The sequence below is a fragment of the Pedobacter kyungheensis genome (assembly GCF_000812965.1).
In the GTDB taxonomy this organism is placed as follows: domain Bacteria; phylum Bacteroidota; class Bacteroidia; order Sphingobacteriales; family Sphingobacteriaceae; genus Pedobacter; species Pedobacter kyungheensis.
Genome location: NZ_JSYN01000017.1, coordinates 38,879 through 65,625, shown reverse-complemented (window position 1 = coordinate 65,625; position 26,747 = coordinate 38,879). Strand labels below are relative to the sequence as shown.

The following is a 26,747-nucleotide window of genomic DNA, read 5'->3' as shown; positions in this document are numbered from 1 at the left end:
ATCCAGCAAAAAGATATGCAAAAAGATATACAAAATTCAAATGCTCCTTCAGGAGCAAACGGATACAGCAATACCACAGCTACCCTGGCTTTGGCAAAAGCAAGTTTCCGTTCAATTATGCGCAGCCCCTCGGCAGTGGTTTTCACACTTGCCTTCCCCTTGATATTTATACTGGTTTTCGGCTTTTTAGGTGGTGGCGGCACCCATATCGATGTGGGCATTACTCCCGGATCTGATGTCAACAATCCGGTTATTGGTATGATGGAGAAAACAGGCATGATTCGTTTGGTAAAAGACAAAACCAAAGCGGAGTTTGACAAGCTGCTTGAAAAAGGAAATGTTGATGCTATGATTGATGTGCACCGGAAAGTAAATGCACCAGCCTATTCGGTAAATGTCGTTTACACTTCGGCATCAAGAGATAAAGGCGGCATTCTAAAATCGGTATTGAATAACTTGTTTTACGATAAAACCTTAAAACCATCGGTTGCTGAAATACGCGAAAGTACGATAACTGGTCGCGAGTATAAAACGATCGATTTTATCCTGCCGGGTCAGTTAGGCTTCTCATTATTAAGTACCGGCGTATTCGGAACAGCCTTTGTATTTTTAAGCTTGCGCCAAACACTTGTGATTAAACGCTTTTTTGCTACTCCTGTAAAACGATCGAGCATAGTAATTGGCGAAGGCATTGCGCGTATAGGTTTTGCATTAATAGGCGCTTTATTTATCATCTTATTAGGCCACTTCTTTTTTGGCTTTACGCTTATTCATGGAGCAGTCACGGTCGTCAATATGCTATTACTTGCAACACTGGGGGTAATTGTTTTTATGGGCTTTGGTTTTATTATTTCGGGTATTGCAAAAAACGAAAGCATGATCCCTCCTATTTCAAATATTGTAACCCTTCCGCAATTCTTATTATCGGGAACCTTCTTTTCAATTGAAGCCTTCCCGAACTGGTTGCAACCTATCAGCAGAGCTTTACCACTCACCTATTTAAACGATGCAATGCGTAAAGTAGCCTTTGAAGGACTTGGTCTTTGGGATGTGAAATTCCAGATCATGATCCTGTTAATCTGGGGAATAGGTATTTATGCCGTTGCCGTAAAGGTTTTTAAATGGGAGTAATCAGAAAAAAATAAATCTGCTACCGGGTAACCACAAATTATCCGGTATTTTTTTTGGAAAATTTTTTAATATCGGATTAAATACTTTTTAATCCGAAACGATATTAGTAAATTTGGGTGTGTGGAATTTAGATTTAGAAAATTTAGCAGAGCTCCAACCTACTATAGATCGGTTGTACGAGAAAAAAGCAAGGCTTGATTCATCAAGGCCCTTGCCCTCTAGCGCGCTACACCGCATTAAAACCGATTTAAGCCTCGAGTGGACATACAATTCTAACAGTATTGAAGGGAACACCCTTACCCTGCAAGAAACCCAAATGGTGTTACAGGAAGGCATTACAGTTAAAGGCAAATCGCTACGCGAACATTTCGAAGCATTTAATCACGAAAAAGCCATCGATTACCTTTACACCCTGGTAAAAGAAAATTATATCCTTAGAAGCATCGATATCCTCTCACTTCATGGCCTCGTATTGCGCAGCATAGAAGATGATTACGCAGGCCGTTTAAGAAACGGAGGGGTACGCATTGTTGGAGCTAATTTTACTCCTCCAAATGCAAACAAAGTTTCTGATTTATTGGATGAACTGATCATTTTTGTAAATGATAACCCATTAGGTTTAAATGATATTGTATTGAGTACCATTTTCCACCATAAACTGGTTTGGATCCACCCATTTTTTGATGGGAACGGGCGTACGGTCAGGCTTGCCATGAACCTGCTGTTAATGCGGAAGGGCTTCCCTCCTGCTATTATTTTAAAAGCAGACCGTAAAAAGTATTACGAAGCATTAAACCAAGCCAATAAGGGAAATTACAGCAAACTTTGTCTGCTCATGTTACAAGCATTAGAACGTTCCTTAAATATGTACATTAATGCCCTGCCCGGAAACAGCTACGGAGATTACGAACCCATATCATTTATCGTTTCGGAACCCGATATACCATACGGTCAGGAATATGTAAGCCTACTGGCCCGTCAGGGTAAAATTGATGCCTACAAGGAAGGGAAAGACTGGCTAACTACCAAATCAGCGGTAAAATCGTACATAACCAACCGCAAAAGGAAACGTTAACCTTTTTTAACTTTTTAGCGAGCGAATATTGCAGTAATTTTATCGAAATTTTTTGAATGAAGAACTTAATATGCGCTTGCGCTTTTTTATTGATTGGCCACTATGCAAAAGCACAATTTAAATTTACAGCCAATAACAGCTCAAACAATTTTAAAGCTAAAATATTTGTAGAAAATTGCACTACAGGGCGTTGCAATGGAAAGGCAACCATCATTTTGTACGATAAGATTACAGACCAGGAAATGCAGACTTTTACTTCAAAAGACCTGGATTTTGGCTTAACCGAAATGCAAAACGCCCAACTGGGTTGGCTCGATCTGGGCAAATACCAAACTCCGCTGATATTTGGCGATTTCAATTTTGACGGTATTGAAGACCTTGCCATTAGAAATGGCAATAACGGCGCTTATGCCAGCCCGTCTTACGATGTTTATTTGTCGGCAAACAACAAATTTGTGTTAAGTGCGCCATTAACCAAGTTAGCCAGCGAAAATCTCGGATTGTTTGATGTTGACAAGAAAAACAAACAGCTTTCTATTCATATCAAAAATGGCTGTTGTTTTGATAAAACCATCAATTATAAATATGATGCAAAGCAAGGGCTTTATGAAGATTCTTCGGTTATCGAAGATTCGAGTATACCAGATTATGTTACTGTAATTACCCAAAAACTGGTTGATGGAAAGATGAAAAAAACCGTGCAAAAATTTAAGTTTAAAGATTATTACAACCAATAAACATTGAATTTATGCACGGTTTTAAGTACTAAAGTGCTGCTTTTACCAAAAATGGCAATATTTCTTTTTGAAAACTTACGAAGTTCTTGCGCACATCCGAATCGCTAACAGATGTGAAAGCGAACGAAAATACAATGCTTTTACTTGCTTTAAGTAAGAAAGCTAATCCTTCGCGACGGGCCGGATTGTTTTTAAAGTTATCTAACTGCAAATAAGCGGCTAGTAATAAAGCCTCCAGCTGATCAGACAAGTGCTTTAAAAACTCTTGCGAGTTTGCATTCTCGCGCACAAAATCCCAACCGATAAATTCGTTACAAGCCGTAAAAGACAAACGGCTGGTTTTCATTACCAGGGCTTTTAAATGCTCTTCTTCAGTAGTGTAACTTACTTTATTATTTAATATTTCGTAAAGGTTTTGATCCAGATAATCCATCAGAATACTATCTAAAACCTGTTCTTTACTTTCAAAGTATTTATAAATGGTTGCTTTAGCAATACGTGCTTTTTTAGCAATTTCGTTTACACTGGTTTTATGATAACCGTATTTTCTGAAAAGTTCTTTGGCCGCCTTTTTTACTGTTTCTTTTATTTTTTCAGCTTCCATTCTAATTGCTTACGTGTATTAATGTGTTACCCTGTACCGAAACGTTGTAGCTTTTCAAGCTTCTTTCGGCCGGGGCTTTTTGCGGGCTGCCATCGAGCAATGAAAACTTTGCTCCTGAACAGGGATCTGTTGCCGTAACGCCGCTATCATCGGGTGCTACTTTACAAATCTTTTCTGGATTTACCGTGCTACAGCGATCAAAAGCGACATAGGTATTGAGTGGTGTTTTAACAATCAGTAATCCACCAACGCCATAACCAGATACAACCAAAACGTTATTAACAGCCTTAATACTAAATTCAGTTAATGTTACATTGTAGTTCACCGGAACTTCAGGAATGTAGCCCTGATCCTTACCACAACCTGTAGTCAGGATCAAAACGAACAATATGCTGAACAGGTACCTCATGGTTTAGATTAAAGCTGATTTAAATTGTTTTAAAAAACGGGCATCGTTTTCTGAGAACAAGCGCAAATCTTTAATTACGTATTTCAGGTTTGCAATACGCTCGATACCCATTCCGAAGGCAAATCCACTGTATTTTTTCGAATCAATACCGCAGTTTTCCAACACATTCGGATCTACCATACCGCAACCCAAAATCTCTACCCACCCGCTGTGTTTACAAAGCTGGCAACCTGCACCTTTACAAATGGTACAAGAAATATCCATTTCTGCAGAAGGCTCTGTAAAAGGGAAATATGATGGACGGAAACGCACTTTAGTACCTTCGCCGTATAACTCCTGCACAAAGTAAAACAGGGTTTGTTTTAAATCAGCAAATGAAACATTTTCATCTACATATAAACCTTCTATCTGGTGGAAAAAGCAATGTGCCCTTGCCGAAATGGCTTCGTTACGATATACACGGCCCGGCATAATGGCCCTGAAAGGCGGCTGTCCCTGCTCCATCATACGCACCTGTACCGAAGAGGTATGTGTACGTAAGGCAATATCACCTTTTTCGCCACCTTTTTTAATGAAGAAAGTATCCTGCATGTCTCTCGCCGGGTGCTCTTCAGGAAAGTTCAACGCCGAGAAGTTATGCCAGTCGTCTTCAATTTCAGGTCCTTCGGCAACGGTAAAACCCAGTTTGGCAAAAATCTCTACAATCTCTCTGCGTACCAAGGCCAGTGGGTGACGGGAACCTATTTCGAAACCTTCGCCCGGCAAAGTCATATCCAGCTGAGCGCTGTCTGTTTTCTGCTCCGAACTTTCTGTCGATTCTTTCAACACCTGGTATTTCGATTCGGCAAGTTGCTTAAACTCGTTCAGCACCTTACCTAAAGATCTTTTTTCTTCGACAGAAACTGTTTTAAATTCTTCGAAAATCTCTTTAATGATGCCTTTGCTTCCTAAATATTTAATACGGAACTGCTCTAACTCATCTGCTTTTTCAGTTACAAAAGCATTGATTTTTTCGGTATATTGTGTTATTTTATCCTGTAACATGGCTCCAAATATACAGCAAATTATCTAATAATTTTATGCTTGCAGGGTTCAAATAATGAGTTTACACTAGCATTATAAAAGAAAATGAACCCGAAACAAAAAAAGCCGCAAGAAGCGGCTTTTGAATGATATCATATTTAAGGAGCATTAAATTACGCCCAATTCTTTACCAACTTTGGTAAAGGCAGCAATGGCTTTATCTAAATGATGTTGCTCATGACCTGCAGATAGTTGTACCCTGATTCTGGCTTTACCCTGAGGTACAACCGGATAGAAGAACCCGATTACATAAATGCCTTCGTTAAGCATCTTAGCTGCAAACTCCTGTGCAATTTTTGCATCGTAAAGCATAACCGGTACGATTGGGTGGAAACCAGGCTTGATGTCGAAACCTGCCGCTGTCATTTTTTCGCGGAAATATTTTGTGTTTGATTCTAATTTATCTCTCAAGGCCGTAGTTTCGCTCAACATATCCAGTACAGCAATAGAGGCACCTGCAATAGCCGGAGCCAAAGTATTAGAGAATAGGTACGGACGTGAACGCTGACGCAACATATCGATAATTTCTTTCTTACCTGAAGTAAAACCACCTGATGCACCACCTAAAGCTTTACCTAAAGTACCGGTAATGATATCGATACGATCCATCACATCAAAATGTTCGTGTGTACCACGACCATTTTTACCAATAAAACCTGTACAGTGCGATTCATCAATCATAATTAATGCTTCGTATTTATCGGCCAGATCGGCAATTTTATCTAAAGGCGCAACAGAACCATCCATAGAAAAAGCACCATCGGTAACAATAATGCGGTGCCTGCAATCTTTAGCCGCAATTAATTGTTTCTCCAGATCTTCCATATCGGCGTTTTTATAACGGAAACGTTGTGCTTTACACAAACGAACCCCATCAATAATTGAAGCATGGTTCAGCTCATCCGAAATAATGGCATCTTCTGCATTGAACAAAGGCTCAAAAACCCCACCATTGGCATCAAAGGCAGCAGCATATAAAATGGTATCTTCAGTGCCTAAAAACTTAGAAATCTTAGCTTCCAGCTCTTTATGTACATCCTGTGTTCCGCAGATGAAACGAACAGACGACATTCCATAACCATGATCATCGATCGCTTTTTTAGCAGCTTCTATCACTTTTGGATGAGAAGAAAGCCCCAAATAGTTATTTGCACAGAAGTTAACCACTTCAGTTCCGCCACTTACCTGAATGTCGGCACCCTGAGGGGTAATAATAATCCGTTCGCGCTTAAATAATCCAGCGTTCTCAATTTCTTCTAGTTCTTTTTGAAGAACCGGTTGTAATGTTTTATACATGGCCTTTAATATGGTTGATTGTTGGCTCCAAAGTTATAAAAAAAAGCCTTACAGAAACAAAAACGCAATTTCGACGCCTTTATTAAAGAGACAAACGTTTGATATAAAGCGAAACCATTACCTCAGCAATATATTGTTTTATAAAAATTAGCGTTGTTATTATTTTTTTGCCAACTTAACAAACTTTAACACATACCTATGTGTATAGTCTTAAAAGTTATTCGATATTTATAGTTTACTAATCTAAATATGATAAGAATTTGCGCGCTCCTGTTATTTTGTGGTCTCACCAACATTGTATTCGCCCAGCAATTCTCGGTAACCGGTACAGTTAAAGACACCAACGGGCAGCCGGTTCCTTTTGCTTCAGTATATTTAAAAAACACCACTACGGGCACATCAGCCAATGTAGATGGCAAATATTCAATCAAATTAAAAAATGGCCAGCAAACCCTGAGTTTCAGGGCTGTGGGCTACAAGCAACAAGACCACATTATTAACCTTAGCGATGATATTAGCCTGAATGTAACGCTGACAGCAGAAAGTTATACTTTAGAGAATGTAAATATCAGGGCAAATGCCGAAGATCCTGCTTATGCCATCATCCGTAAAGCTATTAAGGAGCGTAAAACACATTTAAACGAAGTTAAAAGCTTTAGTTGTGATGTTTATATCAAAGGAGTTCAGCGTTTAAAAGGTGCACCCAAAAAGTTTTTCGGGCAGGATATTCAAAAAGTTTTAGAGCTCGATACGAACCGCAAGGGGATTATTTATCTTTCAGAATCGCAAAGTAAATTTAACTTCAGCAGGCCAAACAGTATCCACGAAGAAATGATTTCTTCGAAAGTGGCCGGGCGTAATAATGCTTTCAGTTTTAATAAGGCTTCTGATCTGATCATCAATTTTTACGACAATTACCTGCTTGAAAACAAATTAAGTGCAAGAGGTTTTATATCTCCTATTGCCGACAATGCCTTGTTTTATTACAAATACAAACTGCTTGGCGAAAGCACTGAGAACGGGGAATTGATCCACAAGATACAGGTAATTCCACGCCGCGAAAACGACCCGGTGTTCAGAGGCATAATTTACATCATAGATAATAGCTGGCGGATTTACAATACGGATCTCTTCCTGACCAAAAATGCAGGGATCAACTTTATTGATACACTGAATATCAATCAGCAGTTTACCAAGGTAAAAGAGGTGTACATGCCTACCTCCATCAATTTTCAGTTTGCCGGTAATGTATTGGGTTTTAAAATTGCGGGTTATTATGTAGGCGTGTATAGCAATTACAATATCGATCCTAAATTTTCTAAAAACTTCTTTAGCGGTGAAATATTAAAGGTAACCGAAATGGTTAACAAAAAAGATTCTGCCTACTGGGTTAACAACAGGCCTATACCTTTAACTGAAGACGAAAAAATAAACTATATCAAGAAAGATAGCATAGCCAAGCTAAAAGAATCGAAGAAATACCTTGATTCGTTAGAAAAAGAGAATAACAAATTTGGTATTGGCAAGCTTTTACTCCGTGGACACAGCATTAACGATCGCTACGATAAAGAATACTGGTATTTTGACCCGGTACTGAGGGCTATTTTTTACAATACTGTTGAAGGTTTCGCCATAAAATATGGGGTTACTTACCGCAAAACTTTCGAAAACAGACGATCGTACTCTATCCGTCCTGAGTTGAGATATGGTTTTGCCAATAAGAAATTAACCGGAAGTTTAACCGGAAGCTATTACTACAACCCGCTAAAAAGCGCAAGCGTTGGTGCTTCATTCGGGAATGGTATTTTCGACCTGAATAACCTGGGATCAATGACTGCATTGGGTAATAGCATTAACTCGCTCTTTTACGAAAAGAATTTCCCGAAATTTTATGAAAAGAGTTTTGCTAATATCAATACCACAAGAGAACTGGCTACAGGGTTACAGGGCAGTGTAAGTGTTGATTACAGCAGAAACAAAAGCCTTACCAACAGTAGCAATTTTAAATTTATTGATGCCAAAGACCGGGAATTTACATCTAACAACCCTTTCAATCCGGCAGAAGAAGTACCACTTTTCCCGACCTATAATTCGTTTAGTGCTACAGCAAGCTTAACCTACACCATCGGACAGAAATATATTACCCGCCCGGATGGTAAATTTTATACTGAATCGAAATACCCTAAGATTACCGTTTTGTATAAAAAAGGATTTAATAATGTGTTAAGCAGCGATATAGATTATGACTTTATAAAAGCGGAGGTATTTCAGGAGCGAATTGGCTTAGGCTTGTTGGGCTATACGTCATTTTTGGCAGGAGTGGGCAAATTTGTTAATAATAAAAAAATGTACTACCCCGATTTCAAGCACTTTTCGGGTAACATATCTACCATTTTCCCACCCAACATAAGAAAATTCCAATATCTTGATTTTTATCAGTTTAGCACCAATCAGCAATATTTTGAAGCGCATCTGGAGCATAATTTTGCGGGCTTTTTCATGAATAAAATTCCTTTACTCCGCAAGGCTAAATTGGAAGAGTTTATTGGTGGCGGCTACTTATCGTCGCCAGAAAAAAGAAATTACAAAGAATTTTATTTTGGAATACAGCGTTTGGTTTTAAGGGCTAGTTACGGTTTTGCCTACGATGGTGGTCGCAAGCTGACGCAAGGATTCAGGATATCGTACGGATTTTAGGCTGGAAGCTGTTTGATGTAAGATGGCCGATAGAACACGCGATCCATTTTTCCATTTTTACATTTTATATAATTTCCCTATTTTTGCACCGCTTTAAACGCCGTTTGCAACGGTATCAACAGCGTTATGAAAAAATATCAGACACTACTTTACTATTGCTATAGTTACATAGCAGAGGCAGAGCAATTTGCCGCCGATCACCTTAAATTTTGTAAATCTTTAAACCTTGTTGGACGTATTATTGTTGCCGATGAAGGTTTAAACGGTACCATTTCGGGTACTCCCGAAGCTTGCGAAGCTTACATGAAAGCCATACATGCAGATGAAAGGTTTGCCAAAACAGAGTTTAAGATTGATGATGTGGAAGAGCTTTCGTTTTTGAAAATGCACTGCCGTTACAAATCAGAAATTGTACACTCAGGTTTAAGAGATACTTCGATCATCAATCCGAACGAAAGAACCGGTAAACACTTAGAACCAGTTGATTTCATGAAAATGAAAGATGATGAAGATGTGGTGATTCTGGATGTACGTTCTAATTATGAGCACAACCTGGGTAAATTCAAAAATGCAGTAACCCTCGATATCGAGAATTTTCGCGATTTCCCTGAGCAAATTAACCAGCTTGCCCAATATAAAGACAAGAAGATTTTAACCTATTGTACTGGTGGTATTAAATGCGAAAAAGCATCTGCTCTATTGCTACATCATGGTTTTAACGATGTGTACCAATTGCATGGCGGTATTATTAAATATGGCAAAGAAGCAGGCGGAAAAGATTTTGAAGGCAAATGTTATGTGTTTGATAACCGGATTGCTGTAGACGTAAACGAGGTTAACCCTACAGTAGTTTCAGTTTGTTACAATTGCGGTGTTACTACACCAAAAATGATTAACTGTGCTAATCCGGAGTGCAATGAACACGTAACACAATGTGATGCCTGCGGCGAACAGCTTCAAGGTTGCTGCTCGGAAGCATGCACTACCAATCCGCGTAAACGCCCGTATGATGGTACTGGTTACTACGTTAAGGTACCGCAGCCGGTTGCTGTGAAAGGGTAATTCGGTCGATAGTCAATAGCTAATGGTTAATGGCTGATAGTCAATAGTTGATTAACATAAAGGTAAATTGACTATTGGCTAAGTTTTAAACATAACCGCTACAAAATGAAATAGAGATGAGTATATTTATTTCAAATTCAAAGTTATGGCTTTCAAATTTGAGGAACTTAAGATCTGGCAGATTTCATTAAAACTCAGCAATGAAATAGATGTCGTTGCGAAAAAATTCCCCAGCATTGAGCTTTTCAGTTTAACCAATCAAATTAAAAAAGCAGCAGATTCAGTAAATCTTAATATTGCTGAAGGCTGTATTGGTCAATCGAAAGCAGAATTTTCGCGATTTCTAACTTATTCTGTACGTTCTGGATTAGAGGTTGTAAGCTGTTTATTCATGGCTTCATCAAGAAATTATATAACCGAGCCAGAGTTTAAAAGATTATATTCGGAATACGAGCAACTTTGCAAAATGATTTCCAAGCTAAAAAGTACATTATAGCAAATTGGCCGTTCATTGCTTTTGCACAATAAGCTATTAACCATTGACTATTAGCTGCTAGCTATCAACAATTGCCTCTTCTTAATTTTTTTCATTTACTTTGTGTATCAAGGGTTTCATCCCATAACCATTTTATGCTAAACTATCCCCGCCTGCTTTTACTGCTGCTATGCTTTACCATAAACACCTATGCTGCCGATATCAAAAGCATCGGGGTACCTTATATCGAAAATTACCCGAAATCAGTTTATTCTTCAGGTAATCAGAACTGGAGTATCGCAAAAGACAAAAATGGTGTAATGTACTTTGGCAATGCCGAAGGTCTGCTCACTTTTGATGGCCGTTACTGGCAGAAATACCGGATGCCAAACCGCCAGATTGTGAGGGCAGTTGCTACTGATAACAATGGAAAAATTTATACTGGTAGCTTTGGCGAATTTGGCTATTGGGCAATTAAAAACAATAAGTTAAGCTATAACTCACTTACGAATTTGTTACCGAAAGGTATAAAAATAGATGATGAAGTCTGGAAAATTTATGTAGATCGCGATCGGGTAATTTTCCAGTCTTTTTCAAAAATCTTTATCTACAAAAACAATAAAATTGAAGTTGTAAAATCGCCATCTTCCTTTTTGTTTCTCCATAAGGTTAATCAACGGTATTTTATAGAAGTACTGGAGCAGGGTTTATTTGAACTAATAGGCAATAAACTGGTACACCTTCCTCAAAGCGAGCAAATGGGCAAAGAAGGAATACTTTCTATTTTGCCTTACAAGAGCAACGGACTGATTATCGGCACCAGTAAAAACGGCCTTTTTATTTATGACGGCAAAAGCTTCAGCCCGCTAAATACTCCTGCAAACAGTTACCTGAAAACCTATCAGCTTAACAATGGGGTTAATTTGTTAGGTAAATATTATGCTTATGGTACTATTCTAAATGGTTTAATCATTATCGATGAAAACGGCAAAGTTGTACAGCGCATTAATAAATCGAGCGGATTGCAAAACAACACGATTTTAAGCCTGTATGCAGATAATGAACAAAATCTTTGGACGGGCCTGGACAATGGAATAGATCGTATTGAGCTCAATTCGCCACTTTACTTTTATTTTGATAAAACAGGTCAGTTTGGTACGGTGTATTCCAGCATCATTTTCAACAACAAAATCTACCTCGGTACCAACCAGGGTTTATTTTACAGCGAATGGTCGCCGTATAACCTATTGCCTTTTAATTTTCGGTTAATACCCAATTCGCAGGGCCAGGTTTGGGAGCTTACTATTATTGATAACGAGTTAATTTGCGGTCATAACAGCGGTACCTTTAAGGTTTTGGGCGATCAAATAGAATGGATATCCAGATCAGCAGGTGGCTGGACCATTAAGAAATTAAATTCTAATCCCAATTATCTTGTTCAGGGAACTTACACAGGTTTAACTTTATTTACCAAAACGCCAGGTGCAGGATTAAAATTCGCAACCAAAATAGCAGGTTTTAATGCACCATCAAGATATGTTGAGCAGGATAACAGAGGCGATATTTGGGTTGGGCATGCCTACAAGGGCTTATATAAATTGAGCCTAAGTCATGATTACACGAGGGTAACGAGCACCAAATATTTCGACGAAAAAAACGGTTTGCCCGGTAATTACAACATCAACATTTTTAATCTCGAGAATAAGATTGTTTTTTCATCAGATGCGGGTTTTTATACCTACGATGAGCTGAGCAATAAATTTACCAAATACGAGGTGCTCAATAAAAGCCTGGGGTCTTTCGAAACTTCCAACAAGATTATTCCTGCAGGCAGCAAAAAATACTGGTTTATTAATCATGGCAAAACCGCATTGGTTAACTTTAGCGAGCCTGGTAAGGTAGAGATCGATTCGAACCAGTTTAGTATTTTAGATGGCCGGATGGTACAATATTATGAGAATATTAGCCGCATAAGCGATGCCATTTACCTCATTAGTGTTGATGACGGCTTCGTAATTTACAATCCTACTGCATCACTGAATATCCAAAAAGAAAAGTTACCAGCAGTGCTGATCAGACGAGTTGAAGATATTACCGACAAATTCTCGCTGATAAGTGAAACCGGCAATGGTGAAGAAGCTACTGAAATACAGAACAGCAGAAATAATATCCGCATTTCGTATGCCCTGCCCTACTACCGACAAGCGAAAGTGAAATATCAGTTTTACCTGGAAGGTTATTCCAGAACCTGGTCTGACTGGACATATGCTACCCAAAAAGATTTCACCAATTTAAGTTCTGGGGCCTATACTTTTAAAGTGCGGGCAAAAATTGATGACAGTACGATAAGTGCTGAAACAGTTTACAATTTTACCGTCCTGCGCCCCTGGTATTTGAACAACTGGGCCATTTTATTTTATACCATTCTATTTGCGGTAGTTTTAATTTTAGGTAAAAAGATATACGAACGGAAATTGCAGCGCGATAGTCAGAAGATTACCGATCGTTTAAAAGCCGAACAACAGGAAAAACTAAGACAAGAAGCCGAAATCAGCGAAAAGCAAATTATAAAATTGCAAACCGAGAAACTACAGGCCGAACTGGCATCGAAAAACAGGGAACTGGCGAACTCGGCAATGACACTGGTTTACAAGAATGAGCTGCTTCAAAAACTGGCAGATGATATTACCAAGTTAAAAGACGAAAACGGGAAAAAACTTTCGGATGAGCAGACCCGCAAAATACAGAAAGTAATAAATGACGGGATGAACGATGAACGTGACTGGCACCTGTTCGAAAACAGCTTTAACGAAGCACATGAAAGTTTCTTTAAGAAGTTAAAGGCACAGCATCCCGATTTGGTACCAAATGATTTAAAGCTTTGCGCCTATTTAAGAATGAACATGAGCAGTAAGGAAATGTCATCGTTACTCAACATCAGTTTAAGAGGCGTAGAAATCCGTAGATACCGCCTGCGCAAAAAACTGGAAGTACCACACGATAAAAATTTAACCGAATTTTTAATGGAGCTTTAGGCTTTATTATTTCTTTATTAGCAGGATAAATTCATCATAAAACTGGTATGTCACCGTTACGGAAACGTTTGCGTAAAAAATGGTTTTTATTGCTTTTTTTAACTTTCATCCCCATCAGGCACTACATCATTACCTCTCATAGCACTTTTTAAAACCCCACAAAATACTTGGTGTACTTTATACACTTGCCTAAGTGTTAATGTTTTGTTAAAATTCAAAAAAACTGCGTTTTTGACCTAAAATCGCATTTGGTTTATCTATCTGAGAAACCACACAGTGCTGGTTGATGTATTAATGTAGAGGTAAAAGCACTTGCACATCCACAAAAACAACCTCACATTTAACTAACAATTAAACTAAATTTTAATAAGCATGAAAAGAATCTTTACGAGAATTTCTGTTCTGGCCGTATTTTGTTTACTCGCAATTAACGTAGCATTTGCGCAAAACATTACTGTAAAAGGTAAGGTAATTGATGGCGGTGATAAAACTCCGCTGCCAGGCGTATCTATCTTAATTAAGGGCACACAAAATGGTACACAAACAGATGTAAACGGCAACTACTCTATTAGTGTGCCGGCCAACGCCACACTGGTATTCAACTTTGTTGGCTATACAGCACAAGAGCAGGCTGTAAATAATCAAACTACTATTAATGTATCCTTAGCTTCATCAACACAACAATTAGAGCAGGTTGTGGTTGTAGGTTATGGTACACAAAGAAAAATTGATGTAACCGGATCTGTGGCCTCAGTTAAAGGCGAAGATATTTCAAAGCAAGCTTCAGTAAATGCCGTTAGCGCATTACAAGGTAAGGTTGCCGGCGTTAACATTACCAACTCTGGTACACCAGGTTCAACGCCGCAAATCACCATCCGTGGTACAGGTACAATTTATGGTAACCTCGGCGTGTTGTATGTTGTAGATGGTGTATGGTATGACGATATCAGCTTTCTAAACCCTGCAGATATTGCTGATATGAGTATCTTAAAAGATGCATCATCTCAATCTATTTATGGTATCCGTGCAGCTAACGGTGTTATCCTGGTAACTACCAATAAAGGCAAAACCGGTAATCCTGTAATTAACTATAACGGTTCTGTTGGGTACAAAAAAGTAACTAATCAAATTGAAATGGCTAATGCAACGGAATATGCAACAATTATTAACGAATTGTCTGCATCAAACGCTGCTCCGGCATTGTTTGCTAACCCATCTAGCTATGGCGAAGGTACCAACTGGTATAATCAGGCTTTTAGAAATGCATTGCAAACCAATCACCAGATTTCAATAAATGGTGGTACGGAAAAAACTACCTATAATTTCTCTTTGGGTTATACAGATGAAGACGGTATTGTTAAAACGCAAAACTGGAAACGTTATACCGCTAAATTTTCAAATGATTTTCAAGTATTGAAATCTTTAAAATTAGGCTATTCTATCTCAGGTACCGCTATTAACTCAAATGATATCAATAGTGGTATTTTCCGTCAGTTATATGCTGCAGGTCCGGTTGTACCGGTTTACTATGCTGATGGAACTTATGGCGATGCAAATGATTTCAGTTTGGGTGGTGGTAACAACTTCAACCCTCAGGTAACTTTAGATTTCTTCAATCAAAAATCTAAAAACTACCGTATTAATGGTAATGTTTTCGCTGAGTTGACTTTTGCCAAAAATTTTACTTTTAGAACAAGTGCAGGTGGCGATTTTGGCCAAAATGAAGTAAGAGGCTATACTCCTGCTTATCAGGCAACTCAGGGTCAAAGAAATGACATCAGTAAGTTAACAGTTAACAGAGATGAAAACAGAAACTGGATTCTTGAAAACACTTTGACTTACAAAAATACATTTGGTGATCACAATCTAACTTTATTGGCTGGTACAACGGCTCAAAGAAGAAAGAATTATTTCATCAACTCAAGTGCATTAAATGTTCCATATTCAAGTGATGGCGATTTATACCTGGCTTTAGGTACAGCATCAAATCGTGAAGTAATTGACGGCGGTAGCTTATCAACTTATTTGTCTTACTTCGGTAGAGCAAATTATTCATTCAAAAACAAATACTTGCTGAACGCTACATTGCGTGCCGATGCTGCTTCACAGTTTTTTGGTGGAGGCGATCTTTGGGGTTATTTCCCTGCAATTGGTGCTGGTTGGGTAATTTCGAATGAAGATTTCATGAAAGACCAAACTGTATTTAATAATTTAAAATTAAAGGGATCATGGGGTAAAGTAGGTAATGCAGGTGTTCCAGTAAACCCAACTACTTTAACTGTAACTCAAAGCGCTGGTTATGTTGCTATTTTTAACGGCGTAGCTTATACAGGTGCAAACGTAGCTTCATTGGTGCCTTCGTTCTTAAACTGGGAGCGCACTACAGGTACTGATATCGGTATTGAGGCAGCCTTCCTTAAAAATCGTTTAAACGTTGAAGCTAACTATTACAATAAGAAAACTGAGCAGGCCATTTTCGAAATTCCGATCCTAAGTTCAATTGGTACAGCTTCGAGTAAAATGATTGGTAACCAGGCCGACTTACAGAACCGTGGTTTTGAATTCTTAGCAACCTGGAGAGATCAGCCGAACAGTGACTTTAGCTACTCGATCAGTGGAAACATCGGAATTAACAACAACAAAGTGTTATCGGTTGTTACGGGTTTAAACCCAATTTACGGTGGCGGACAAGGCATTGCTAACGGAGCTTTGGCAACCAGAACCGTTCAAGGTGGTGCTATTGGCGAATTTTATGGCTATAGCGTAGCTGGTATTTTCCAAACCCCGGCAGAGATTGCTGCATCAGCACAAACTGGTGCCAAGCCAGGTGATTTTCGTTACGTAGATCAAAATGGTGATGGTGTTATTGATGGAAAAGACCGTGTTGTTTTAGGAAATCCAAACCCTAAATACAGTTATGGTGTGAACACTACTTTCGCTTACAAAGGATGGGATTTATCATTCGACATCCAAGGTGTTGCAGGTGTAGATGTTTACAATGCCAATATCGCTTACCGTTTCGGTAATGAGAACTTCAGCAAAGATTTTTACGATAACAGATGGCATGGAGCTGGTACTTCTAACACTTATCCATCAGCTAACGTTGGCTCAACCACTAATGCTGCGCCAAACTCTTTCTATGTTGAAGATGGTTCATATATCCGTTTAAGAACAGTTCAGTTAGGTTATGCACTTCCTGCAAGCCTAATGAGCAAATGGACAATGAAAAAAGTAAGGGTGTTTCTGGATGCTCAAAATGCAATCAACCTGTTTGGTTATAAAGGTTTTACACCAGAAATTGGTTATGATGCTGGTACTGGCCCGATCTCAAGAGGTATTGATGCCAGTGTATATCCGCTTTCTGCTATTTATAGATTAGGTCTTCAGGTGCAATTCTAATACATACGACGATGAAATTAAATCATAAAAAAACATATATTCAAAAGTTTGGACTTATTGCTTTATGCGCAAGTACATTAGTAATACCTGCATGTAAAAAGGATTTCCTGAATGTAGATCCTCAAGCCAAACAACCAGCGGTAACATTCTGGAAAACCCAGGATGATGCAACTAAAGCAGTTAACTCGATCTATGCCAATTTAAGAACCTGGGGAAATACTGCTTTCCCAGCTTTGGCAGTTGAGAGTATCCCGGGTGATGACGCTGAAAAAGGAAGCTCTGCAAATGATGCCAGTTATTTAAACAATTTCGATAACTATACAGCTTCATCAACAGAAGGCCAATTTGGTGGTTTTTGGGAAGCTCAGTATCAAAATATCAACCTGTGTAACCAGGTATTGGATAACATTCCGGCTATTAGTATGGATGCAAGCTTAAAAGCGCGCTATATTGCTGAAGCAAAATTTGTTCGTGCTTATTCTTATTTCAGATTAGTGCGTGCATTTGGTGATGTTCCATTACGCTTAAATGTACCAAAAGATGCCTCAGAATTTAACATTCCGAGAACACCAAAAGCTCAGGTTTATACCGCCATTGAGAAAGATTTAGATGATGCAGCAGCTGTATTGCCTCAAACTTATCCTGCTGCTGATTTGGGCAGGGCAACAAAAGGTGCAGCTTTAGGCTTACACGCAAAAGTGGCTATGTATTTGGGTAAATGGGATGCTGTGCTTTCATACACCAATACGGTTATGACTTTAGGTTACGATTTGTATCCTAACTTCCAGGAAGGATTCCGTACCACACGCGAAAATAATATCGAATCTGTATTCGAAATTCAATGCGAATTATTGCTAAACAATAAAGATGCTTCGAACTCTCAGTATAGCCAGGTTCAAGGGGTTCGTGGTTCGGTTGCAGGCTGGGGCTTTAACGTACCTACAGCTGCATTAGCTGCTGCTTTTGAAACAGGCGATGTGAGAAGAAACGGAACAATTATCTTCAGGGGAGAAACTACTCCGCAAGGCGATGCTATTGCCCCAACCGGTGATAACCCCATGTATAATGAGAAATCTTATGTTCCATTCAGTTTAATTGTTTCAGGCTATACAGAAGGATGTCAGCAAAATGTACGCGTGCTTCGCTTTGCCGATGTGTTATTAATGAATGCAGAAGCTGCAAATGAGTTAGGCAATACAACTTTGGCTAAAACTTCGCTAAACAGGGTTCGTGCCCGTGCGCGTGGTGGTGTTGCCGGTGTTTTACCTGATGTTACCACAAACGACAAAGAAGCATTACGCCAGGCCATCTGGAAAGAAAGACAGGTAGAGCTGGCAATGGAATCTGATCGTTACTTTGATGTAATTCGCCAGGGTCGTGGTACTGCAGTTTTTGGTGCTAAAGGCTGGAAAGCTGGTAAAAACGAAGTTTGGCCAATTCCTTCTACCGAGATCGATAAAAGTGCAGGTACTTTAACACAAAATCCAGGTTATTAATCGCTTTAAATTTTACAAAAATGAAAACAAAATATTTTTTATTGATGGCGGCAGTAACACTAGGGTTATCATCCTGCCAAAAAGAATTTGATCCGGCAAGCTATGCCCCACCTTTAAACATTGGTGGCTATACCAGCTCAAAGCAAATTGCTACAAGCAGCTTAGTAGCTTACTGGGCCTTTGAAGGTGGCTATACCGATAGTATTTCTAATACTGCTGGGGTTAATACCGGAACTTCTTTTGCAAAAGGGATTAAAGGACAGGGCTTGCAAGGTGCCTTAAACGGTTACGTAGTATCTAATACTCCTGCTGCGGTTCAAAACTTAAAAAGTTTTACACTTACACTTTGGGAAAAAATGCCTTTAAACGATAAAGGGATTGTTGGTTTGGTTGATGTAGCTAAATCTTCTGATTTCTGGGGCAACCTTACTTTTTTCTTTGAAAATGGTGGCGATGCTACTACCGGAAAATTAGTTGCAAGAACTTATACAGGTGTGGTTAACAATGGAGGTGATAATTTCTTAAAATTAACAGATCCGTGGAACAAGTGGAATCAAATAGCATATACATACGATGCTACTACCTCTACCTTTAAAGTTTACTTCAACGGATCTAAAATTGGCGAAAAAACTGTTGCTAACCTGGGTCAATTAACTTTCCTTGATGCAAGTAAAATGGTTTTTGGAACGGTTCAATTCCAAACCACACCAAGTTTAACCACATCAACTGGCAAGCAAGATTGGGCAAGTTATCTGGTTGGTCAATTGGATGAAGTTCGTATTTACAATAAAGCTTTAACAGCAGATGAAATCAGTGCGCTTTCTAAGCTAGAAGGTAGAGGAAAATAAAACCCCAACCTTAAAACAGGCACAAATAAAAGGGGTTGCCAGGTGGCAGCCCTTTTTAAAAATCTCCCGAAATGAAAAAAAACTACTTCTTTATTCTAATCCTTTCCGTTTTTTTCTTTGCCTGCAAAAAAGGAGGCAGTAACGATCCCGTAATCGACCCGGTAGCACCTCCATCAACTTATGCCTTTGCCGATTTAAAAGTAAATGGCACTTACAACGGCTTTACCTATTATGGTTTAAACAGTACGCCTGTTGTTAAAATTACTTTCTCTTCCCCTATCAACCTATCTTCTGTTAGCGGAAACATTACCTTAACCGATGCCACCGGAAACCCGGCAGCATTTACCTCAACTTTAGAAAATAACGATAATACTGTTGTAATCAGCCCTTCGGCTTTGCAACCTATTACAAAATATATTTTAAACATCAACACCGGACTATTATCAATATCCGGAAACAAGTTACAAACAGCTATAACCGTAACCCTGATTACTGCAGTAGATGATACCGACAAATTTGCCCGCATCACAGACGAGGAGCTGCTTACCCTGGTTCAAAAACAAACTTTTAAATATTTCTGGGATTTCGGTCACCCTGTTAGCGGATTAGCCCGCGAACGCAATACCTCTGGCAATACAGTTACTTCTGGCGGATCAGGATTTGGTATTATGGCTTTAATCACCGGCATTAACCGCAATTTTATCAGCAGAGCCGATGGTTTGGTCCGGATGCAAAAAATTGTAGCCTTCTTAAAAACAGCCGATCGCTTTCATGGAGCTTATCCGCATTGGCTTGATGGAAATACTGGAAAAGTAATTCCATTTAGCGTTAAAGATAATGGAGGTGATTTGGTAGAAACTTCTTTCTTAATGGCAGGTTTAATAACAGCCAGACAATATTTTAATGGAACTGACGCGGCTGAAACTGCTCTAAGAGCCGACATTAATACCATTTACAATGGTGTAGAATGGAGCTGGTACCGAAAAGACAATAGCAATACGCTGTATTGGCATTGGAGCCCTAACTATAACTGGGACATGAATTTACCCATTAAAGGCTGGAACGAATGTTTAATTACCTATGTAATGGCAGCATCCTCTCCTACTTATTCCATTCCAAAATCAGTTTACGATGCCGGATGGGCGCAAAACGGAGCCATGAAAAACGGTAGCAGTTACTATGGGGTTCAACTCCCTTTAGGAACAGCAAACGGTGGTCCTCTGTTTTTTGCGCATTACTCTTTTATGGGTATTAATCCAACCGGACTAACAGATGCCTATGCCAATTACGAAAGCCAAACCAAAGCACATGCCTTAATCAATTATAATTATTGCAAAGCTAACCCACTCGGTAATTACGGTTATGGCGAAAACTGCTGGGGGTTAACTGCCAGTGATATTCAAGGTGGATATACCGCCAGTTCACCAACCAATGATGTAGGCACCATAGCACCTACTGCAGCATTGGCCTCTATGGCTTACACCCCTACCGAATCGATGCAGGCCTTACGCTATTTTTATTACAAGCTCGGCAATAAAACCTGGGGCGATTATGGCTTTTACGATGCTTTTTCTTTAAAAGACCAGTGGTTTGCCACTTCTACCCTGGCGATAGATCAGGGACCAATTGTGGTCATGATCGAAAATTACAGAACAAAACTAATCTGGAACTTATTTATGAGTGCACCAGAAGTAAAAGCAGGAATGAAAAATCTTGGTTTTAGCAGTCCCAATCTTTAACAACACACACAAATGAAACTCAATTTTCAACACTTTTTATTTTTTTCACTCACTTTAATTACCCTTTCTGCCTGCGCTCAGGGTAAAAAGTCGGGCTACAACCCCGATCTTACCATACGTAAAAACTTAACCGACGAGCAATTGCTCGATTTGGTACAAAAGCAAACCTTTCAGTATTTCTGGGATGGTGCAGAGCCTACATCTGGTGCCGGCCGCGAGCGTTATCACGTAGATAACATATATCCTGAAAATGATAAAAGCACTGTTGCAACTGGCGCTACAGGTTTTGGTTTAATGGCAATTTTAAGTGGTATCGACAGGGGATATGTCACCAAAAAAGATGGAGCGGAACGTTTAAACAAAATTCTCGATTTCCTGGGCAAAGCCGATCGTTTTCACGGTGCATGGTCGCACTGGATTTATGGCGAAACCGGTAAAGTACGTCCGTTTGGTCGCAAAGATAATGGCGGCGACCTGGTAGAAACTTCTTTTGTGGCGCAAGCCTTAATCTGTATCAACACCTATTATAAAAACGGCACAACTGCAGAAAAAGCATTGGCTAAAAAAGCCGATGAACTTTGGAAAGGCATTGATTTTAACTGGTACCGCAATGGTGGCCAAAATGTATTGTACTGGCACTGGTCGCCCGAATATCAATGGGAAATGAACTTTCCTGTTAAAGGGTATAACGAATGCTTAATTATGTACGTGTTAGCGGCTTCCTCTCCTACCCATACTGTACCTGCTGAGGTTTACCATCAGGGTTGGGCCAGAAACGGCGAAATTAAAACCAATTTTGAAGTTTATGGCCATCCTTTTACGCTCGATTATCAGGGTCAGAAAAACTCGGTTGGCCCTTTATTCTGGGCACACTATTCTTATTTGGGCTTAAATCCGAAAGGATTAAAAGACCGTTATGCCAATTACTGGGAAAATAATGTAAACCATACCCTGGCCATCCACGATTATTGCGTAGCTAACCCAAAAGGCTTTAAAGGTTATGGCGTAAACAACTGGGGTTTAACCGCAAGCTATTCTGTTAAAGGTTATGCAGCGCACAATCCCCAGGAAGATTTTGGCGTAATTTCTCCTACTGCTGCCATTTCATCTATCCCTTACACGCCAAAAGAATCGATGAAGGTAATCAGACACCTTTACGAAAATTTAGGCACCAAAGTATGGGGCAAGTATGGCTTTTACGATGCCTTTTCTGAAACCGACAACTGGTATCCGCAAAAATATTTAGGCATAGATCAGGGGCCAATGGTAGTGATGATTGAAAATTACCGGTCTGGATTACTTTGGAAACTATTTATGAGCAATGAAGATGTACAGAAAGGCTTAACCAAATTAGGATTTGAAAGCCCGGCGTTGAAGAAATAAAATTGATAATCATAATATTAAATGAAGCATATTCTATTCATCATATTAATCAGCATAACTGTTGGATTGCAGGCACAGCAAAAAACCTATTGCAACCCAATCAACGTGGATTATGGCTATACCCCTTTTGAATCTTTTACCGAATGGGGTAAGCATCGCGCTACGGCCGATCCGGTTATTGTGAACTACAAAGGCGATTTCTACCTGTTTAGCACCAATCAATGGGGGTACTGGCACAGTCCGGATATGCTCAACTGGAAGTTTGAAGAAAGAAAGTTTCTGCGCCCGTGGAATAAAACCAAAGATGAACTCTGCGCACCCGGAGTTGGCATCGTTGGCGATACCATGGTGGTTTTTGGGAGTACTTATACCAAAAATTTCACCCTGTGGGGCAGTACCGATCCCAAAGGAAACAAATGGTTTCCTTTGGTCGATTCGTTAGAAATAGGTGGCTGGGACCCGGCCTTTTTTACTGATGATGATGGCAAATTTTACATGTACAACGGCAGCAGCAATAACTACCCGATGTATGGTGTAGAGCTCGACCGCAAAACATTTAAGCCTAAAGGCACCCGTACCCCGATGTACCTGCTGCAAAGCTGGCGCTATGGCTGGCAGCGTTTCGGCGAGTATATGGACGATACCTTTCTCGACCCTTTTGCCGAAGGTGCCTGGATGACGAAACACAATGGCAAGTATTATTTTCAGTATGGTGCACCGGGTACCGAATTTAGCGGCTACTCTGACGGGGTTGTTGTAGGCAGTAAGCCGCTATTCGATGGCATACAGGCTACCCCGCAATCCGATCCGCTGAGTTATAAAGGCGGTGGCTTTTCGAGAGGTGCAGGCCATGGAGCAACCTTTCAGGATAACAACAAAAATTACTGGCACATTTCTACCAGCATTATCTGTGTAAAAAATACCTGGGAACGCCGGATGGGCATCTGGCCAACCGGTTTTGACCAGGATGATGTGATGTGGACCAATACCGCATTTGGCGATTACCCACTTTACCTGCCTTCAGAAAGGAAAGCAAATGGTCCTGCTGGTCCGGGATGGATGTTGATTAACTATAAAAAACCAGTTACCGTTTCTTCTACATTAGGCGCTTTTGAGGCTAACAATGCAGTAGATGAAAGCATAAAAACCTACTGGAGCGCCAAAACCGCCAACAACGGCGAATGGATCCAAACAGATTTAGGGAGCCTCGCCACTGTTAACGCCATTCAAATCAACTATGCCGATCAGGATGCCGAATTTATTGGTAAACAAACCGGTATTTTCCATCAGTACAAAATCCTTTCATCAGTTGATGGCAAAAAATGGACGACTTTGGTTGATAAAAGCCAGAACAAAACCGATGTGCCCCATGATTATATCGAATTACCAAAACCGGTTAAAACCAGGTTTATTAAAATGGTAAACATCCACATGCCTACCGGAAAATTTGCCATTAGTGGTTTGCGCGTTTTTGGTAACGGAAACGGTGAAAAACCAGCACAGGTGAAAAACCTGATTGTACTGCGTACCGAAAAAGATAAACGCAGTGCCTATATCAAATGGCAACCGGTTGATAATGCTTTTGCCTATAACCTGTATTATGGCACCGCACCCGATAAACTTTATAACTGCATCATGATACACGACTTTAACGAATACTGGTTTAAAGCAATGGATAGCCAAAAGGCGTATTATTTCGCTATCGAAGCGATAAACGAGAGTGGCGTTTCGGCAAAAACAGCAGTTAAAAAAGTAGATTAAAAATAGAGCTCACGCTCGTTTGTAACGAGCGTGGAAATAACCAATCGTTTATAACGATTAAAATTTAACACGATAAAATCGTAAAGCTATTTAGGCGTGCGTAGGAAACAAACGCCAGCTAATAAATGAGGAAAAAGAATAAAATACACATAGCATGAAAAGAGCGAAAATCCTGGCTGTTTTTTTTACAGCCTTCGTACTGAACGCATCTGCGCAGACCAAAAAACCGGTTTCGGCTGAGGAAGCAAAGATGAACACCTTTATCAATAACCTGATGGCTAAAATGACGGTTGATGAAAAAATTGGCCAATTGAATTTACCAAGCTCCGGCGATATTACCACCGGGCAAGCCAACAGCAGCGATATCGGGAAAAAGATCAAAGATGGCCAGGTTGGTGGTTTATTCAACATTAAGGGCGTTGAAAAGATCAGGGCAGTACAAAAGGTTGCTGTAGAAAACAGCAGGATGAAAATCCCTTTGTTGTTCGGTATGGATGTAATACACGGTTACAATACCGTTTTCCCGATTCCTTTGGGTATGAGTGCCACCTGGAACATGGATGCCGTTCAAAAATCGGCCCGTGTGGCAGCCATTGAAGCCAGCGCAAGCGGTATCAACTGGACCTTCTCTCCTATGGTTGATATTTCGCGCGACCCACGCTGGGGAAGGATTTCGGAAGGTAATGGCGAAGATCCGTACCTGGGCTCGCAAATTGCCAAAGCCATGGTAAAAGGTTACCAGGGTAAATTGCAAGCCAATAACGAGATTCTGGCTTGTGTAAAACACTATGCCCTTTATGGCGCAGCAGAAGCTGGAAGAGATTACAACACTACTGATATGAGTAAGGTAAAAATGTACAATGAGTACCTTCCGCCGTATAAAGCAGCTGTTGACGCTGGTGCTGCCAGTATTATGGCTTCATTTAACGAGGTTGATGGCATTCCGGCTACCGGCAGTAAATGGTTAATGACCGAGGTTTTACGTAACCAATGGGGCTTTAAAGGCTTCGTGGTAACCGATTATACCGGAATTCCTGAAATGATTGCACACGGAATGGGCGATTTACAAACAGTTTCTGCGCTGGCTTTAAATGCAGGTGTAGATATGGATATGGTGGGTGAAGGCTTTTTAGGTACACTAAAAAAATCGCTTGCCGAAAAGAAAGTGAACATCGATCAGATTAACAGGGCTTGCCGCTTAATTCTTCAGGCCAAGTACAAATTGGGCTTATTTGCCGATCCGTACAAGTTTTGCGATGCCAACCGCGCAGAGAAAGAAGTATTCAGTCCTGAAAACCGCAGCATCGCCCGTCAGATCGCTGCCGAAAGTTTTGTATTGCTTAAAAACAAAAACAATATCTTACCACTTAAAAAATCAGGTACAATTGGTTTAGTTGGTCCACTGGCCGATAACACTGCCAATATGTACGGTACCTGGAGTGTCGCGGCTCTATTCGATAAATCGGTAACGGTTTTACAAGGTTTAAAAAATGCTTTAGGCAACAATGCTAAAATATTAACCGCCCGCGGTGCTAACTTCCTGGCCGATTCGGCTTTAGAGCACCGCTATGTAAATATCCATAACCCTACTTACAAGCACGATTCGCGCTCAGAGGCGGAAATGATTAAAGAAGCTTTGGCTGTTGCCGAAAAATCGGATGTAATTGTGGCCACTGTTGGTGAAGGTTCTGAATTTTCAGGCGAAAGCAGTAGTGTTACCGATATTCAAATCCCCGAAACGCAAAAAAATCTTTTAAAAGCTTTGGTTAAAACGGGTAAACCGGTTGTAATGGTGCTGTTTACAGGTCGTCCGCTGGCTTTAAAATGGGAAGATGAAAATATCCCGGCTATTTTAAATGTTTGGTTCCCGGGTAGCGAAGCCGGAAGCGCCATTGCCGATGTACTTTTTGGCGATGCAAATCCTTCTGGCAAACTGAGTGCTACTTTTCCTCAAAATGTTGGTCAGGTGCCACTTTATTACGCGCACAAAAATACCGGTCGCCCTTTAGCCGATGGTAAATGGTTCGAAAAATTCCGTTCTAACTATTTAGATGTAAGTAATGATCCCTTGTATCCTTTTGGTTATGGCTTAAGCTATACCACATTTAACTACAGCGATATTAAATTAAGTTCGAATACATTAACCAAAGGTAAATCGATTACCGCATCGGTTACATTAACCAATACCGGCAAATACGACGGACAGGAGGTTGTACAGCTCTATATCCGCGATTTAGTGGGTAGCATTACCCGCCCGGTAAAAGAACTAAAAGGATTCCAGAAAGTGGGTTTAAAGGCTGGAGAAAGCAAAAACATCACTTTTACCCTAACCGAAAACGATCTTAAATTCTACAATTCGGATTTAAAATTTGTAGCAGAACCTGGCGATTTCAAAGTATTTATCGGCACCAACTCACGCGATGTAAAAGAAGCATCTTTTACACTGAAATAAAGACAATTAGGTTTGGTTGTTAACCCTGTGCTATTGTAAAGTAGCCAGGGTTTCTTTTTGTTCAA

General features: G+C 39.9%; 18 protein-coding genes. 14 read left to right on the top strand and 4 right to left on the bottom strand.

All coding sequences use genetic code 11. From position 1 onward, the window contains the following. The first annotated feature begins 15 nt into the window (after nt 1-15). The 3 genes from OC25_RS14725 to OC25_RS14715 all read left to right on the top strand — a co-directional run bounded on the left by OC25_RS14725 (nt 16) and on the right by OC25_RS14715 (nt 2,943). Nucleotides 16-1,131: an ABC transporter permease gene (locus tag OC25_RS14725; protein WP_052266227.1), complete on the top strand. Its 1,116-nt coding sequence runs from the start codon at nt 16-18 to the stop codon at nt 1,129-1,131. Between the two features lie 118 nt (nt 1,132-1,249). After that, complete coding sequence (locus tag OC25_RS14720) at nt 1,250-2,206, top strand: Fic family protein (protein WP_039477613.1); 957 nt, start codon at nt 1,250-1,252, stop codon at nt 2,204-2,206. Nucleotides 2,207-2,262: 56 nt separating this feature from the next. Continuing rightward, nucleotides 2,263-2,943 (top strand): XAC2610-related protein, encoded by a 681-nt coding sequence (locus OC25_RS14715; RefSeq protein ID WP_156131483.1) that lies wholly within the window; start codon nt 2,263-2,265, stop codon nt 2,941-2,943. Nucleotides 2,944-2,971: 28 nt separating this feature from the next. On the opposite strand, the gene OC25_RS14710 is transcribed toward OC25_RS14715, so the two are convergent. The 4 genes from OC25_RS14710 to kbl form a co-directional block, all read right to left on the bottom strand. Then, nucleotides 2,972-3,547, bottom strand: coding sequence for a TetR/AcrR family transcriptional regulator (locus tag OC25_RS14710; protein WP_039477424.1), 576 nt, complete (start codon nt 3,545-3,547; stop codon nt 2,972-2,974). Nucleotide 3,548: 1 nt separating this feature from the next. Continuing rightward, nucleotides 3,549-3,956: a Rieske (2Fe-2S) protein gene (locus tag OC25_RS14705; RefSeq protein WP_039477422.1), complete on the bottom strand. Its 408-nt coding sequence runs from the start codon at nt 3,954-3,956 to the stop codon at nt 3,549-3,551. Nucleotides 3,957-3,959: 3 nt separating this feature from the next. After that, nucleotides 3,960-5,000: a phenylalanine--tRNA ligase subunit alpha gene (gene pheS / locus OC25_RS14700; RefSeq protein ID WP_039477421.1), complete on the bottom strand. Its 1,041-nt coding sequence runs from the start codon at nt 4,998-5,000 to the stop codon at nt 3,960-3,962. Between the two features lie 147 nt (nt 5,001-5,147). Continuing rightward, nucleotides 5,148-6,335 carry a glycine C-acetyltransferase gene (kbl, locus tag OC25_RS14695; protein WP_039477419.1) on the bottom strand — a complete coding sequence of 396 codons (1,188 nt, stop codon included), beginning with the start codon at nt 6,333-6,335 and terminating at the stop codon, nt 5,148-5,150. A gap of 249 nt (nt 6,336-6,584) precedes the next feature. Here kbl and OC25_RS14690 point away from each other — a divergent pair, with 249 nt between their 5' ends. The 11 genes from OC25_RS14690 (at nt 6,585) to bglX (ending at nt 26,682) form a co-directional block, all read left to right on the top strand. Continuing rightward, a complete protein-coding gene (locus OC25_RS14690; RefSeq protein WP_039477417.1) occupies nt 6,585-9,032 on the top strand; it encodes a DUF5686 and carboxypeptidase regulatory-like domain-containing protein in 2,448 nt (815 codons plus the stop codon). Nucleotides 9,033-9,158: 126 nt separating this feature from the next. Further along, a complete protein-coding gene (gene trhO / locus OC25_RS14685) occupies nt 9,159-10,094 on the top strand; it encodes an oxygen-dependent tRNA uridine(34) hydroxylase TrhO (protein ID WP_039477415.1) in 936 nt (311 codons plus the stop codon). A gap of 145 nt (nt 10,095-10,239) precedes the next feature. Further along, a complete protein-coding gene (locus OC25_RS14680) occupies nt 10,240-10,590 on the top strand; it encodes a four helix bundle protein (RefSeq protein ID WP_039477413.1) in 351 nt (116 codons plus the stop codon). A gap of 134 nt (nt 10,591-10,724) precedes the next feature. Continuing rightward, the gene (locus OC25_RS14675) at nt 10,725-13,604 is read left to right on the top strand and encodes a ligand-binding sensor domain-containing protein (protein WP_039477411.1); all 2,880 of its coding nucleotides are present in this window, start codon (nt 10,725-10,727) and stop codon (nt 13,602-13,604) included. 372 nt (nt 13,605-13,976) lie between these two features. Further along, the gene (locus OC25_RS14670) at nt 13,977-17,003 is read left to right on the top strand and encodes a SusC/RagA family TonB-linked outer membrane protein (protein WP_039477410.1); all 3,027 of its coding nucleotides are present in this window, start codon (nt 13,977-13,979) and stop codon (nt 17,001-17,003) included. 11 nt (nt 17,004-17,014) lie between these two features. Continuing rightward, nucleotides 17,015-18,499 carry a RagB/SusD family nutrient uptake outer membrane protein gene (locus tag OC25_RS14665; protein WP_039477408.1) on the top strand — a complete coding sequence of 495 codons (1,485 nt, stop codon included), beginning with the start codon at nt 17,015-17,017 and terminating at the stop codon, nt 18,497-18,499. Nucleotides 18,500-18,519: 20 nt separating this feature from the next. Further along, nucleotides 18,520-19,347, top strand: a complete 828-nt coding sequence (locus OC25_RS14660; protein WP_039477406.1) for a LamG domain-containing protein — start codon at nt 18,520-18,522, stop codon at nt 19,345-19,347. 71 nt (nt 19,348-19,418) lie between these two features. Next, nucleotides 19,419-21,086 carry a glucoamylase family protein gene (locus OC25_RS14655; protein WP_039477404.1) on the top strand — a complete coding sequence of 556 codons (1,668 nt, stop codon included), beginning with the start codon at nt 19,419-19,421 and terminating at the stop codon, nt 21,084-21,086. A 12-nt stretch (nt 21,087-21,098) separates the two neighbouring features. Continuing rightward, a complete protein-coding gene (locus tag OC25_RS14650; protein ID WP_039477401.1) occupies nt 21,099-22,469 on the top strand; it encodes a glucoamylase family protein in 1,371 nt (456 codons plus the stop codon). A 21-nt stretch (nt 22,470-22,490) separates the two neighbouring features. Beyond that, complete coding sequence (locus tag OC25_RS14645; RefSeq protein WP_039477393.1) at nt 22,491-24,230, top strand: family 43 glycosylhydrolase; 1,740 nt, start codon at nt 22,491-22,493, stop codon at nt 24,228-24,230. Between the two features lie 154 nt (nt 24,231-24,384). After that, nucleotides 24,385-26,682 (top strand): beta-glucosidase BglX, encoded by a 2,298-nt coding sequence (gene bglX / locus OC25_RS14640; RefSeq protein ID WP_039477389.1) that lies wholly within the window; start codon nt 24,385-24,387, stop codon nt 26,680-26,682. Nucleotides 26,683-26,747 lie beyond the last annotated feature (65 nt).